The organism is Luteibacter rhizovicinus DSM 16549 (assembly GCF_001887595.1).
GTDB classification, from domain to species: domain Bacteria; phylum Pseudomonadota; class Gammaproteobacteria; order Xanthomonadales; family Rhodanobacteraceae; genus Luteibacter; species Luteibacter rhizovicinus.
The window spans coordinates 2,458,482-2,470,638 of sequence record NZ_CP017480.1 but is presented as its reverse complement, the minus strand read 5'-3'; the positions used below and the strand labels follow the sequence as shown (position 1 = coordinate 2,470,638).

Annotated in this window: 18 protein-coding genes; 6 read left to right on the top strand and 12 right to left on the bottom strand. The window is 63.8% G+C overall.

All coding sequences use genetic code 11. From position 1 onward, the window contains the following. Window positions 1-19: 19 nt before the first annotated feature. Complete coding sequence (locus tag BJI69_RS11155; RefSeq protein ID WP_046967275.1) at window positions 20-784, top strand: M90 family metallopeptidase; 765 nt, start codon at window positions 20-22, stop codon at window positions 782-784. A gap of 25 nt (window positions 785-809) precedes the next feature. On the opposite strand, the gene BJI69_RS11150 is transcribed toward BJI69_RS11155, so the two are convergent. The 4 genes from BJI69_RS11150 to dusA form a co-directional block, all read right to left on the bottom strand. Continuing rightward, entirely contained in the window at window positions 810-2,195 is a 1,386-nt protein-coding gene (locus BJI69_RS11150) for an ATP-binding protein (RefSeq protein ID WP_046967276.1), read from the bottom strand. 56 nt (window positions 2,196-2,251) lie between these two features. Continuing rightward, window positions 2,252-2,944, bottom strand: a complete 693-nt coding sequence (locus BJI69_RS11145; protein ID WP_046967277.1) for a response regulator transcription factor — start codon at window positions 2,942-2,944, stop codon at window positions 2,252-2,254. Continuing rightward, on the bottom strand, window positions 2,944-3,231 hold the full coding sequence (locus BJI69_RS11140; protein WP_052767120.1) for a PepSY domain-containing protein: 288 nt from the start codon (window positions 3,229-3,231) through the stop codon (window positions 2,944-2,946). The genes BJI69_RS11145 and BJI69_RS11140 overlap by 1 nt, the downstream gene beginning before the upstream one ends. A gap of 65 nt (window positions 3,232-3,296) precedes the next feature. Continuing rightward, complete coding sequence (gene dusA / locus BJI69_RS11135) at window positions 3,297-4,277, bottom strand: tRNA dihydrouridine(20/20a) synthase DusA (RefSeq protein ID WP_046967278.1); 981 nt, start codon at window positions 4,275-4,277, stop codon at window positions 3,297-3,299. A 106-nt stretch (window positions 4,278-4,383) separates the two neighbouring features. Here dusA and BJI69_RS11130 point away from each other — a divergent pair, with 106 nt between their 5' ends. After that, entirely contained in the window at window positions 4,384-4,746 is a 363-nt protein-coding gene (locus tag BJI69_RS11130) for a translation elongation factor Ts (protein WP_046967279.1), read from the top strand. Between the two features lie 60 nt (window positions 4,747-4,806). Beyond that, entirely contained in the window at window positions 4,807-5,082 is a 276-nt protein-coding gene (locus BJI69_RS11125; protein ID WP_046967280.1) for a hypothetical protein, read from the top strand. A gap of 111 nt (window positions 5,083-5,193) precedes the next feature. Here BJI69_RS11125 and BJI69_RS11120 read toward each other — a convergent pair whose 3' ends face one another. Further along, complete coding sequence (locus BJI69_RS11120) at window positions 5,194-5,541, bottom strand: YciI family protein (protein ID WP_046967281.1); 348 nt, start codon at window positions 5,539-5,541, stop codon at window positions 5,194-5,196. A 237-nt stretch (window positions 5,542-5,778) separates the two neighbouring features. Here BJI69_RS11120 and BJI69_RS11115 point away from each other — a divergent pair, with 237 nt between their 5' ends. Further along, window positions 5,779-6,882 carry an NADH:flavin oxidoreductase/NADH oxidase gene (locus BJI69_RS11115; RefSeq protein WP_046967282.1) on the top strand — a complete coding sequence of 368 codons (1,104 nt, stop codon included), beginning with the start codon at window positions 5,779-5,781 and terminating at the stop codon, window positions 6,880-6,882. Between the two features lie 96 nt (window positions 6,883-6,978). Next, the gene (locus BJI69_RS11110) at window positions 6,979-7,494 is read left to right on the top strand and encodes a GNAT family N-acetyltransferase (RefSeq protein ID WP_046967283.1); all 516 of its coding nucleotides are present in this window, start codon (window positions 6,979-6,981) and stop codon (window positions 7,492-7,494) included. A 4-nt stretch (window positions 7,495-7,498) separates the two neighbouring features. On the opposite strand, the gene BJI69_RS11105 is transcribed toward BJI69_RS11110, so the two are convergent. The 3 genes from BJI69_RS11105 to BJI69_RS11095 are packed head-to-tail and all read right to left on the bottom strand — an operon-like array spanning window position 7,499 to window position 9,098. Next, on the bottom strand, window positions 7,499-7,864 hold the full coding sequence (locus BJI69_RS11105) for a VOC family protein (protein WP_181016764.1): 366 nt from the start codon (window positions 7,862-7,864) through the stop codon (window positions 7,499-7,501). Between the two features lie 33 nt (window positions 7,865-7,897). After that, window positions 7,898-8,368: a MarR family winged helix-turn-helix transcriptional regulator gene (locus tag BJI69_RS11100; RefSeq protein WP_052767121.1), complete on the bottom strand. Its 471-nt coding sequence runs from the start codon at window positions 8,366-8,368 to the stop codon at window positions 7,898-7,900. A gap of 46 nt (window positions 8,369-8,414) precedes the next feature. Continuing rightward, complete coding sequence (locus tag BJI69_RS11095) at window positions 8,415-9,098, bottom strand: phytanoyl-CoA dioxygenase family protein (protein ID WP_052767122.1); 684 nt, start codon at window positions 9,096-9,098, stop codon at window positions 8,415-8,417. 64 nt (window positions 9,099-9,162) lie between these two features. Between BJI69_RS11095 and BJI69_RS11090 the strand changes: the two genes are divergently transcribed. Next, window positions 9,163-9,612: a hypothetical protein gene (locus BJI69_RS11090; protein ID WP_046967285.1), complete on the top strand. Its 450-nt coding sequence runs from the start codon at window positions 9,163-9,165 to the stop codon at window positions 9,610-9,612. A gap of 3 nt (window positions 9,613-9,615) precedes the next feature. Here BJI69_RS11090 and BJI69_RS11085 read toward each other — a convergent pair whose 3' ends face one another. The 4 genes from BJI69_RS11085 to BJI69_RS11070 are packed head-to-tail and all read right to left on the bottom strand — an operon-like array spanning window position 9,616 to window position 12,077. Further along, window positions 9,616-10,188, bottom strand: a complete 573-nt coding sequence (locus BJI69_RS11085; protein WP_046967286.1) for a hypothetical protein — start codon at window positions 10,186-10,188, stop codon at window positions 9,616-9,618. A gap of 25 nt (window positions 10,189-10,213) precedes the next feature. Next, a complete protein-coding gene (locus BJI69_RS11080; RefSeq protein WP_052767123.1) occupies window positions 10,214-10,543 on the bottom strand; it encodes a J domain-containing protein in 330 nt (109 codons plus the stop codon). Further along, entirely contained in the window at window positions 10,540-11,253 is a 714-nt protein-coding gene (locus BJI69_RS11075; RefSeq protein WP_046967287.1) for a hypothetical protein, read from the bottom strand. Before BJI69_RS11075 ends, BJI69_RS11080 begins: the two co-directional genes overlap by 4 nt. 8 nt (window positions 11,254-11,261) lie before the next feature. Then, on the bottom strand, window positions 11,262-12,077 hold the full coding sequence (locus BJI69_RS11070) for a DUF2167 domain-containing protein (protein WP_052767124.1): 816 nt from the start codon (window positions 12,075-12,077) through the stop codon (window positions 11,262-11,264). Window positions 12,078-12,157 lie beyond the last annotated feature (80 nt).

Here is a 12,157-nt window from a genome sequence, read left to right as displayed (position 1 = left end):
GTCCCTGCGGTCGTCACTCATGCGTTTCGTCCAATCGTTGCTAGCGTGGTTTCGCGCGCCGGTACCCCCGATCGACGACACGCTATGGCAGCAGGCGGTATCGCGCCTTCCGCTCGTCCGTAGCCTCGACGCACCCCGCCTTCACTATCTGCGCCAGCTCGCCGCCGGCTTCCTGCACACCAAGCGGTTCCATGCACTGGGTGGCGCGTCGCTGGACGACTTCTGGCGCCTGGTCATCGCCATGCAAGCCAGCCTGCCTGCCTTGCCTCACGGCCCGAAAGCCTTCAAGGGCTGGACCAACGTGCTGGTCTATCCGGGTGAGTTCAACGTGCGGCGTAATCACTACGATGCACCCACCGGCGTGGTCACCGACCGCGACGACACCTTGATCGGCGAGGCGTGGGAGCGCGGCCCCATGGTGCTCTCACTGGCCGATGTGGCGCTGGACATCGAAGCACCCTGGGACGGTTTCAATGTCGTCGTGCACGAGATGGCGCACAAACTCGACATGCTGGCCGGCCCCGCGAACGGCGTGCCACCCCTGCCCTCGTCGATGAATCGTCGCGAGTGGATCCAGACGATGCAGCGCGGTTTCGACACGCTGTCCCGCCAAGTGGGTCGGGGACGCAAGACGGCCATCGACCCCTACGCGGCCGAAGCGCCGGAAGAGTATTTCGCGGTAACGAGCGAGATGCATTTTTCGCAGCCCGCCCTGCTGCGTGAGGCCGCGCCCGAGGTGGCGCGTCTGCTCGATGCGTTCTACGGGCCGTCACCGGCAGGCTGAGGTGCCTCGCTGATGGCCGAGGCGATCAGCCGGGCGGAAGACGAACGCTGAAACGCGCGCCGCCGAGCTCCTCGGAGCGGTCGACATGCAACTCGCCCTGGTACGCCTTGACGATGTCCTGCACGATGGACAGGCCGATGCCGTGACCCTGGACGCGCTCGTCACCGCGCACGCCACGCTGCAGGACCTTGTCGATCTTGTCATCCGCGATGCCGGGGCCATCGTCTTCGACGATCAGTTCGAGGCCGCTGCGCCCCTTGCCCTTGCCGCTGCTTCGCGCGGTGAGCAGCACGCGGTGCTCGGCCCACTTGAACGCGTTCTCGACCAGGTTGCCCATCAGTTCGAGCAGATCGCCCTGCTCGCCCGCGAACGCGGCACCGTCGTCGATCTCGAATTCGCACAGGACGTTCTTGGCGGCATAGACCTTCTCCAGGCTTTGCACGAGGTCCTCGGCATGACCGGCGATGGGCTCTTCCGCCGCGATGGTGCGACGACCCGACGTGGCGGCGCGCGACAGCTGATAGGCGACGATCTCGTCCATCTTGCGCACCTGGTCGAGGATATCGCCACGCAGGCTGCGCGCATCGCCATCGGTTTCCAGTTGCGAGCGCACGACGGCCAGGGGCGTCTTCAGGCTATGCGCGAGATCCGCCAGCGTGTCGCGATAGCGGGATCGCTGTTCGCGCTCGCTGTCGATAAAGGCGTTGAGACGTCGCGTGAGTACGGTCAGCTCGACGGGGTACGGACCATCCAGATGATCGCGCGTCCCCCGCTCGATGTGCGCCAGGTCGCTCGATACCCGGCGCAGCGGCAGCAGGCTCCAGCGCAGCAGGAACAGCTGCAGCAGCATGAGCATCATGCCGAGCATGGCCAGCCACAGGAACTGCGTGCGCCGATACGTGGCGACCTGTCGCTCGAACTGGTCTTCGGTCTGCGCTACCGCGAAGGTCAACGGCACACTGCGTTTGTCGGTGGTGTCCAGCGACACGCCGTAGCTGAAAACATAGAGTTTGCCGCTGCGCGTTTCCACCGGTTCGAAGGCGGTCTCGCCGGGCGAGAGCATGCGCACGAAATCGAAGTCGCGACCCAGCGCCGACGACGACTCCCAACGAAACCCGTCGTTGCCGACAATGATGGCGTAGAGGCCCGAGCCCGGACGCGAAAAGTCCGGATTGGGCTGGCTGTCGGGCGTCGTCACCTTGCCGGCACGCGTCGTGTCCGTGCCGGTGATGTAGGCAATGGCGTAGTTGTGCAGCCGGTCGTGCATGGCCGACAGCTCGGAGGCGTAGTTCGCCTTGTTCTGCGCCAGGCCGGTCAGGCCCAGGAAGGCGGCGAGCGCGAAACCGGTCGCCAGCGCCGCTCGCGCGGCCAGCGAAAGAGGCCGGCGTTTGGTGGATGAAGCGTTGTCCATGCGTCGAGCTTACCTCGGGGTGGCGCGACGAAAGGGTCGCGCCACCCCCGGATGGATCAATCTTCGTCCGCTTCGCTGCGCGGGATGGCGAAGCGGTAACCGCGGCCGCGTACGGTCTCGATCGGCTTGAGCACGCTTTCCGGATCCAGCTTGCGGCGCAGGCGACCGATGAAGACCTCCAGCACGTTGGAGTCGCGATCGAAGTCCTGCTGGTAGATGTGTTCGGTGAGGTCGGCCTTGGAGACCAGCTCGCCCGCGTGCAGCATCAGGTATTCCAGCACCTTGTATTCATAGCTGGTGAGGTCGACCTGGCGGCCTTCGACGGTGACCGTCTGTGCCGTGGTGTCCAGCTTGATGGGACCGCAGGCCAGCACCGGCTTGGACCAGCCGCTCGCGCGGCGGACCAGGGCGTTGATGCGGGCGAGCAGTTCCTCGACATGGAACGGCTTGACCAGATAGTCGTCGGCACCGTGCTTCAGCCCCTCGACCTTGTCCTGCCAGCTGCCGCGGGCGGTAAGGATCAGGATCGGGTAACGCTGGCCGTGCTCACGCAGCGCCTTGACCAGATCCATGCCCGACAGCTTGGGCAGGCCCAGGTCGATGATCGCCAGGTCGAACGGCACCTCGCGGCCCAGGTACAGGCCTTCTTCCCCATCCTGGGCGGCGTCCACGGCGAAGCCGTCGCGCTTCAGGCGCGCGGCGAGGGTCTCGCGAAGCGGGGCCTCATCCTCTACTAGCAGGATTCGCATCAATGTTTCTCCTTGTTATCCCCGGCGCTGGCGTCCAGGGGCTTGGGGGTTTCGGTACGGACCGGCACGACGCGGACATGACCGTCCAACGTGAGCACCTTGACCCGGTATTCGGTAAAGCGACCGCGCTCGACGAGCCGCGTGTCCGCTGACAGCACCTTGCCCCTGGTTTCTTTTTGCACCTGAGTCACCGCCTGCTCCAGCGTCAGCGACTGGTCGGCCTGCACGGCAAAGGGCGCAGCAAGGCAAAGTGCGGCGAAAAATAGCGGACGAAACGTGATTTTCATGTCTGGCGCAGAAAGACTGGTCGGCCGATCATGCCCACGCCCGACCAGCCCGAAGCTGAACGAAATCAGGCTGCGTGGCGAAGCGGTGCCATGGCGGCCTCGATCAGGCCCCAATCGGCCCCTGCAAGGTGGGCCCCTTCGCTCAACTGCCGGCGGAATCCGCGGGCGCCCGGCTCGCCCTGGTACAGGCCCAGGATGTGCCGGGTGATGTGCTTCAACTGGCCGCCGCGCGCCAGTTCGGCCTCGATGTAGATACGCATGCGCTCCAGCACCTCGCTGCGATCCGGCAGGGGCGTGCCGTAGAGATCGGCCTCCAGCTTCGCCAGCACGAAGGGGTCGTGGTACGCGGCGCGACCGATCATCACCCCGTCGACCTGGCCCAGGTGCTGGCGAACCGCTTCGACCGTGGTGATGCCACCGTTGATCACGACGGTCAGCTCGGGGAACTCGCGCTTCAGGCGATAGACGCGTTCGTAGTCCAGGGGCGGGATCTCGCGATTCTCTTTGGGGCTGAGACCCTCGAGCCACGCTTTGCGGGCGTGCACGACAAGGATGTCCACCCCGGCTTCGATCATGGTGGTGGTGAAGCGCTGCAGGTCGGCGTACTCGTCCTGGTCGTCCACGCCGATACGGCACTTCACCGTGACCGGGACGTCGACCACGTCGGCCATGGCGCGGACGCACTCGCCCACCAGCTCGGGCTCGCGCATCAGGCAGGCGCCGAATTTGCCCGACTGCACGCGGTCCGACGGGCAGCCGACGTTGAGGTTGATCTCGTCGTACCCGGCTTCCGCGCCCATCACCGCCGCCTTCGCCAGTTCCACCGGATCGCTGCCGCCCAGTTGCAAGGCCACCGGATGCTCCTCGTGGCTGTGCTCGAGGAGGCGAATCTGGTTACCGCGCACGAGGGCGGCACTGGTGACCATCTCGGTGTAGAGGCGGGCATGGGGGGACAGCAGCCGGTGGAAGTACCGGCAGTGGCGGTCCGTCCAATCCATCATGGGGGCGACGGTGAGGCGGAAGGCTGAGGGATCGGTGGGTTGCATTCGGCCATTTTAGCAACCCCGGTAGGGGTACGCTTGCCCGTCACAGCTGAGCACCCTTCATCAGTAAAATGGCTCGCAGCCACGATGGCGACAGTGGAGCCGACGGATGACGCACTACAACAGGCACATTACTTCCTATGTCCACAACGGACGCATAGGTGTCCTGGTCGAGTTTGATATTCCGGAACTCGCCGCCCGAGACGATGCTTTTCTGGCGGTTGCCCATGGCGTAGCCATGCATATCGCGGCATCGGATCCGGCGTCCCTGGATGCCCTCCTCGACGAGCGCTACGTCGTCGATCCCGACATCACCGTCGCAGAGCTGATCCACGAATCGGGCATCCTCCTGCAGACGAGCTTTGCGCTCACCCGGTTTGTGAGGTGGGCCGCTGAGTCAGACAAGCCGGCTGAACTGCCCGACCCGCCTCGCACTCCGGCCGTCATTCAGGCCGCTGCCAATTGGGATTGAAAGGAAGCATCGTGACGCTCGTCGCTTGCAGCCCCCTCTCTACTGCCATGGAAGCCACGCATGTATTACAAGGTACGAATCAATGGGCTGGATTTCGGGACGTTCGGTCACCCCAACGTACTGAACATGAATGTCTCCGTGCTATGGGCCAATCCGGACGGCGCCGATCTGTTCGCCAACGCGGTCTGCATGGAAGATGGAAAGAAGTATCTTTACGACTGGGTGCAGCACAGGCTCGTACCGACAGATGTCGTTGAGATAAGGCCGACGGACGACAGGAACGTGCCGGAGCCGAGAAAAAAATACGAGATGAAGGGAACGTCGGGGGACGACTAGCCGAGGGACGCGACTTCGCGTCGGACCCCATCGTGGCTCGCGCCAACCTCATCGAATCTTCAATCACATCATCTGATCGACACCGGCATCCGCAAAGCCGCGCCGCGTGCTTTAGTCAGGCGCCGGACTGAAGAAAATCTCCCGCACCTCCACCTGCCCCCGCGTCGCGGCCACACCTTTGCGTGCCCACGCTACCGCCTCGTCCATGTCGGCACATTCCAGTATCCAGAAGCCACCAATATGTTCCCGGGCTTCGAGATAGGGGCCGTCGGTAATCAGTACTCCACCGTCGGTTTGCGATCGCAGCGACTTCGCGCCGCCAAGGCCGCAGGCGAATTTCCTGACGCCGGCGGCAATCATTTCCTTGTTGAGTGCATGGATCGCGTTGGCCGTCGCCTCGTCCACCTGGGAGGGGTCGAAGTCGTCGGGGAGGTAACCAGCAACCAGATACTGCGGCATTGTCGTCTCCTGATTAGGTCGTCGGGCGGGTCCCGTGCCCGCCTTATCCTGACGACGAACGACAGGCCTGGATTTCGACAGCCGCCCGTCATTTTTCATGTTTCCGATTCAGGAAAAGCGCTCCGCAGTGAACGGACCCGCGACGCCGTTCTGACAACCTCCCTGCAAGCCCAGTTCAAGGCGTGTCCTTCGTCCGAACAATCCTCGGACGCCCCTTGTTAGCTGGAGTTCTCACCCATGCCCACCCTCTTCGAACCGTATACTTTGCGGAGCGTCACCTTCCGGAACCGGATCGTCGTTTCACCGATGTGCAATTACGTGGCGATCGACGGTGTCCTCACCGACTGGCATCGCGCCCACTACGCCTCGCTTGCGCGTGGTGGCGCAGGGCTTGTCGTCGTGGAGGCCACAGCGGTCTCACCCGAAGGTCGCATAACACCGGGGGATTCCGGTCTCTGGAACGACAGCCAGGGAGTCGTGCTGGCCGAGGTGGCCGCGAGCATCAAGGCGGCGGGTGCCGTTCCCGGACTTCAGCTCGCTCATGCCGGCCGCAAGGCGAGCGCGAATCGCCCCTGGGAAGGCGACGACAGCATGGCGCACGACGATCCCCGCGGTTGGGAGACGATCGCGCCCTCGGCCATCGCGCTTGGCGGCCTTCTCCCTAAAGTCCCTCGCGCCATCACGCTGGACGAGATCAAGCGTGTGCAGGACGACTACGTCGCCGCCACGAAGCGCGCGCTCGCCGCCGGCTTCGAGTTCCTTCAACTGCACTTTGCGCATGGCTACCTGGCCGCGAGCTTCCTCAACGATCATTCGAACCACCGGACCGACGCTTACGGTGGAAGCCTGGAGAACCGCGCACGATTCCTGAGGGAAACCGTCGACGCTGTGCGCGCGGCATGGCCAGACCACCTGCCCCTGAGCGTCAGGCTCGGTGTCATCGAGTTCGATGGCCGGGATGAGGAGACCGTGGCAAACGCGATTGCCGTCGCCACTGGTTTCAAGGCTTCCGGCGTCGACCTGCTCGATCTGAGCATGGGGTTCACCACGCTCGACGTGGACATCCCCTGGGGCACGCCGGCCTTCATGGCACCGATTGCTGAGCGATTCCGTCGCGAGGTCGACATGCCATTGTCGTCGTCGTGGGGTTTCGACACGCCCGAGATCGCCGAACGGGCCGTCAGCGAAGGACCGCTGGACCTGGTGATGGTGGGAAAGGCGCATCTGGCCAATCCGCACTGGCCCTACTACGCGGCGCGCAAGCTCGGCCTCGAGCGTCCGTCCTGGACCTTGCCGGCGCCGTATGCGCACTGGCTTGAACGGTATGCGGTTGGGTCATGACGTAGGGGCACGATGCTGCCCCGCAGAGAGTCTCGCTGCGGGGCAGCAAGCGCCGTAAACTGGGGAACACGCTGTCCGCAGGGAATCCGACACGCCATGATCGTCACCGAACGCCTGATCCTCAGTCCCACGACGGTTTCCGATTTCGAGGACTGCCACGCGGCACGCACTGACCCCGAGGTCATGCACTTCATCGGTGGACCCGCGTCCTCCGAAGACACGTGGCTCAAGCTGCTCCGGAATATCGGCCACTGGACCGCCTACGGCCACGGCTTGTTCACCGTGCGCGAACGACACGGCGGCCGCTTCGTCGGTGACGTGGGCCTGGCGACCTTTCATCGCGATCTCGGTGCGGACTTCGATCCCTTCCCGGAAGCGGCCTGGGTGCTTGCACGATCCGCACACGGCAAGGGCTACGCGACCGAAGCCGTGCAGGCGGCGCACGATTGGTTTTTCACCCAGCGCGAGGCCGAGCGCACCGTGTGCATCATCAATCCGGAGAACCTCGCGTCCGTTCGTGTTGCGGAACGGCTCGGCTATCGTCCGTTCGGCGAGGCACCGTATAAGGGTTCGACGGTGACGATGTTCGAGCGTCTTCCCGGCCGGTCGTAACGAATCAAACGACGTCGATGTTCTGGCCGATCCGCCACAGTACGCCCGTGGGATCGATCAGTACAAAGTCGCGCATGCCCCAGGGTTGGTCGGCAGGCGGAACGACCCGCACGCCGTAGCGTCCGGCGATGTCCTGGGCCTGCAGGTGCTGCCACCAGGCGGCCACGTCGACGACGAGCATGTGCATCATGACGTTCTCGGCGTGCTCCTTGACGTAGAACTTCTGCAGGAGAAAGCTGGTTTCTCCCGCCTTGAGATAGGCCAGATCGTCGGACGACCACGCCACGGTGAATCCGACGTCGCTGTAAAAGCGTTTCGACAACTCGAAATCCTTCGCTGGCACGAAGGCCTTGATCTCTACCGTTTCCATCGTCACTGCGCTTTCCTCGTCGGGTAATGCGAGTCAGGTCGACTCACGATCCTTGCGTCCGATCTCGACGAGGGCGGCGAGCCCTCGTTTCAACGCGCGAAGTCCACTGTCGCCGATACGCGCGTGCAGATCCGCGTCGATGCGATCGCGCGCGGCGCCCTGCACATCGGCGGCATCGAGGCCACGCTCGGTCAGCGTGATGACCAGCTTGCGACGATCCACGGGATCGCCTTCACGCGTCAGGTAACCCCGGGTAACCAGGGTGTCGACGAGTTGCCCGGCAGCCTGCTTGGAAATGCGAAGTTCCTGGACCAGTCGCCCCAGCGGGACGTCACTGGCATCCCCCGCCAGGCCGCCGATCACATACAGGCCATTTTCGGGAATGTCGTCGTAGCCGGCCTCGTCGAGCGCACGGCGCATCGCGGCAGCGTAGGTGCCGCGAGCGTGCCTGAGCAGCGCGGGCACAACGATGTCTTCATACCAGGCGGGTTGGTCACGGGCCATGGCAGCGCACCTCATCAATGTGGTTGATAGTCAATATAGTTGACTATCAACCACGCTTACAAGTGCCTGGCAGGGGCGGGCCGTAGAGAAAATGAAGTACCCGGCGATTCCCTGCCGTACGCCCTTTCGCCGACGAGTGGATCAGCAGCGGACGGAGGACAACCACGCCGCCGCGCTCGACCACGCAGGGCACTTTGCAGGATGCGGCAGCATCCCGGATAGCCTCACTCGACAGACGCCCCATCCGGTGCGTGCCGGGAACGACTTCCAGAGGCCCCGTCTCCGCCGCGTTGTCGTCCAGTTGCAGTCGCACCGCGACAAACTGCTCAAGCACCTCGACGGGCGGCTGGGCGAACCACATGCCTTCCTTGTGCGACCAACCCGACCAGCCAATCGTGTCGTGGCGTTCGTGCACCGGAATGCTCAGGTCCTGATGGGGTGTCACCGACCACGCCGATGTATCGGATTTGGAGAACAGCGTGCATTGCACGGCTTGCGCACCGGGTGCCAGCAGCGTCGCAATCAATGGATGGCTGGCCAGCGATCGTCCCAGCGAACCGATGCCCTCGAACGACAAGAGCGCTCGCGAACCTGCGCCGGCCAGAGGCAACGCTTCGAGATCTTCGACTAGCGCGTCACAAGATGACGCCGCGACAATGCGCGGCAGAATGGCAAAGCCGTCACGTGCGAACGTGACGGCACGGCTCATGGCCACATCAACTTCGGTCACACGTCCTCCTCTTCCGGAGCGCCTGACGCATCCGCTAGCATCACGTCATCACGAAAGGATGCCCATGACCGAATCATCCGCCACGGTGCGCAAACCAAGACGATGGGTGGTGCATGTCGTCTGGCTCGCCATCGCCATTCTTGCATTCTGGGGCGGCACGAAGTTCGGCTTCCAGGTGTACAACGCGACGCTCGGCATGATGATCCTGGACCATGACCGCGTCCAGACGCTTGGCCAGGTCCGCGTTTCGTTGCGCCTGCTCGGCGACGACGATCTGTCCGTGCACCGAGCCAGCGAAACCACGATGCTTAGCTCCAGCCTCGTGCGCTTAGCCAACCTGCCCCGATACATCCCTTGCAGGCCGACGGATGCCGGTGCCCTGGTTGCGGCGAGAGGGTATCTGGCTATACATCCCCTGGCTTCCGAGAAGGAACTCGGCGACATCTACACCGAGGGTCTTTCCTACTGCGATAAGCCGGCTGATCGCTATCCGTATCCCCACGTCATCTTTTAAGGCTCAATCGCAGTTCATCGCCTTGCCCGTCGTACCGACGAACCGTGGCTTGGTCAGCAGCACCTGAAACAGGGCGCCGGGCCACATCTCGAACGACGACATACCCGCCTTGATCGGGCAGCTCGACGTCGCCAGTACCTTGTCATTGTCGAGCGGCATGATGCCCATGTCGAACTTGAGGGGCCGATCGAAGGGATTGTGAAGCGACAGAATCATGTCGCCTTTGGGCGACTGCTCCAGACTCGCCGTCAGTGTCTTCTCCGGGTGCGTCACTACGGCGACGGCACGGAAGTTCGACACGGTGTCACCGGTGACATCCGCTTCGAGATTGAGGGCCTGGCCTGCGACGATAGCCAGACCGAAGGGCTGTACCGTTCCCGGCAGCACATCGAAGGTATGGTCGTACGTGCCGCCATCCTTGGTTTTCAGGGTGACGCGGATGTCGTGCTGGCAGAGCGTGTGCTTGCACATCTCCTCCTTACCGACCGCATCGCTCAGACCCTCGACGGCCCGCACATGCCCGGCGGAAACGAGGCCGATCGCGAGAGTCGCCGCGCACCATGCTTTCTTCATCATCAACTCATCCCCTGTCCGTTGGCCTTCAGTGGCCGGCCGTGGCTTCGGCATACGCTGCATTGATTTCTTTTGCCTTCTGCTCGGCCAGCGCACGGATATCCGGGCCGAGGTTGGCCACCTTGTCCGGGTGGTACTCACTCATCCGTGCGCGGTAGGCACTGACGATCTGCTCCTGCGTCGCATCGGGCGGAACGCCCAGCACGTCATGCCAGGGCGGCTGACGCTGGAAAAGGTTCGGCGGCTCGGGGCGGTGCGGCTCTGCTGCCGGCTTCTCCGATTTACTCATCATCGATGAAGCGAATTTGTAGCCCAGTGCCAGGCAGATGGCGATAACGATGATGTCGGCCAGGGTCATGCCAGCGCGCCTTCGATGTGTTGGAGATAGGTAGTCAATTGGGCATGGCGCTCACTGCCCGCCTCTTCGATGTCCATCTGCCGCTGGAGCCTGCCACGAATCGCCCCTGCCAGGCGAAGACGCTCGCCCGCGTCGAGCAGGCGCCGTGCGGTCGATACGAGATCGAAGCGACCGGCGGCATGCAGGCCCTGCTTGCGGACCAGATCGAGCGAATACGGGGCGCACAGGAGTGCATCGGATGCGATGCCGGTGAATTCCTTGCCGCCGATACCGGTAACCTTGCGCAGGCGCCACACGCGGAAGACCGCAAACGCGATGGCCGCGTACACGGCAACCATCCAGCCAAGCAGCACGAGCACGTTGCTCAGGAGCACGACCGGGAGCACCGCGAAGATCATGGCCACCAGCGTCACGGGCAAGGCCGATGCCGCGACGCCGATCCGCCAGGCCCGCAGCCCACGCGGTGCTGTCAGTGCCGACGGCACCCGCGCCGATGACCAGCGAAGGCGGAGTTCGGCGCGATGCGGCGCGAGCAAGGCAGGAACATAGACATGGCGCCCGGCGAGCTCGAAGTCCGAGCCCACCGAGAACGACCACGAACCGTCGCGTCGCTCGAAGAGCACGACCTCGTTGTGGTAAAGCAGCAAGGTGGCGTCGTACAGATACATGCCGACGACGCCAACGAGCAGCCACCATGAGGTCAGGAGCATGAGCCTCGTTACGCCTTGCGGCCGAACAGGCGCTTGATGGCGCCACCCAGCGCGGCAAAGCCGATCAGGATGAACTTCCACGCGGCCGCAAGGAAGGTACCGATGATCGCGAAGAAGCCCTTCTTCGCGGCCACCGCGGCAACGCCACCGGTGATCAGCGCGGCAAGGCCGTACTCGGCCACCTTGTCGCCACTATGGAAGTCCGTATACGCCTGGCCCGGTGCGAAAGCGAAGCCACCCATCGTGCCCTTGAACTGGTTGACCGCCGTGGCGAGCCCGTCCGGATCGGCGACGAGAACGACGTTCATCACGCCGCTACGGCCGAGGATGCGCGCGTTGTAGTTCACCACCTCGGTCTGCGCCTTGTCGTTGCGCGCGATGAACGACCAGGCCAGCGACTTGAACTCGTTGTCGTACTTCGGCGGGTTCTTCCAGCCGATGAGGGTGAGCGTGTCCCAGCCGCGCGAACGTCGCTCCTTGTTGCTCTGCTCCGTGCCTTCGCGAACATTCTTCAGGATGTCGTCGGCGTCGAGCTTTTCATCGTCCTTGACGTAGCCGATGTCGTCGTAGTCGAAGAACGCGGTCCAGGCCATGTCTTCCGGAGCCAGCGTATACGTGTCGGTCTGGTCGGGCGGATTTTCCATCAGCACGTTGAGACGCTTGGTGCCTTCAGGATCGAGGAAGGCGTAGCCCTTGGGTACGTCCAGCGTCGCCTGCGGGCCGACCTGCACCTTGGTGGGCCCGAATTTCCACGGCAGCTCCGATACCGGAGACGCCTGGGCGACGAAGGTCACCCACGACAGCGCGAGCGCGGCTGCCAACATCCTTGCCAATCCATTCATCGTGTTTTCCCCAAACCATGCGCCGAGCGCAAGCGCGATCAGACGCACGCCGTGGCGTGAAT

Bases quoted from the DNA above. Each gene is read 5' to 3' on its own strand.
- BJI69_RS11105 (WP_181016764.1), bottom strand. From the start codon at position 7,864: ATGGAAACGGTAGAGATCAAGGCCTTCGTGCCAGCGAAGGATTTCGAG.
- dusA (WP_046967278.1), bottom strand. From the start codon at position 4,277: ATGCAACCCACCGATCCCTCAGCCTTCCGCCTCACCGTCGCCCCCATG.
- BJI69_RS11090 (WP_046967285.1), top strand. From the start codon at position 9,163: ATGACCGAATCATCCGCCACGGTGCGCAAACCAAGACGATGGGTGGTG.
- BJI69_RS11070 (WP_052767124.1), bottom strand. From the start codon at position 12,077: ATGTTGGCAGCCGCGCTCGCGCTGTCGTGGGTGACCTTCGTCGCCCAG.
- BJI69_RS11115 (WP_046967282.1), top strand. From the start codon at position 5,779: ATGCCCACCCTCTTCGAACCGTATACTTTGCGGAGCGTCACCTTCCGG.
- BJI69_RS11155 (WP_046967275.1), top strand. From the start codon at position 20: ATGCGTTTCGTCCAATCGTTGCTAGCGTGGTTTCGCGCGCCGGTACCC.
- BJI69_RS11085 (WP_046967286.1), bottom strand. From the start codon at position 10,188: ATGATGAAGAAAGCATGGTGCGCGGCGACTCTCGCGATCGGCCTCGTT.
- BJI69_RS11110 (WP_046967283.1), top strand. From the start codon at position 6,979: ATGATCGTCACCGAACGCCTGATCCTCAGTCCCACGACGGTTTCCGAT.
- BJI69_RS11145 (WP_046967277.1), bottom strand. From the start codon at position 2,944: ATGCGAATCCTGCTAGTAGAGGATGAGGCCCCGCTTCGCGAGACCCTC.
- BJI69_RS11100 (WP_052767121.1), bottom strand. From the start codon at position 8,368: ATGGCCCGTGACCAACCCGCCTGGTATGAAGACATCGTTGTGCCCGCG.
- BJI69_RS11125 (WP_046967280.1), top strand. From the start codon at position 4,807: ATGTATTACAAGGTACGAATCAATGGGCTGGATTTCGGGACGTTCGGT.
- BJI69_RS11130 (WP_046967279.1), top strand. From the start codon at position 4,384: ATGACGCACTACAACAGGCACATTACTTCCTATGTCCACAACGGACGC.
- BJI69_RS11075 (WP_046967287.1), bottom strand. From the start codon at position 11,253: ATGCTCCTGACCTCATGGTGGCTGCTCGTTGGCGTCGTCGGCATGTAT.
- BJI69_RS11120 (WP_046967281.1), bottom strand. From the start codon at position 5,541: ATGCCGCAGTATCTGGTTGCTGGTTACCTCCCCGACGACTTCGACCCC.
- BJI69_RS11150 (WP_046967276.1), bottom strand. From the start codon at position 2,195: ATGGACAACGCTTCATCCACCAAACGCCGGCCTCTTTCGCTGGCCGCG.
- BJI69_RS11140 (WP_052767120.1), bottom strand. From the start codon at position 3,231: ATGAAAATCACGTTTCGTCCGCTATTTTTCGCCGCACTTTGCCTTGCT.
- BJI69_RS11080 (WP_052767123.1), bottom strand. From the start codon at position 10,543: ATGACCCTGGCCGACATCATCGTTATCGCCATCTGCCTGGCACTGGGC.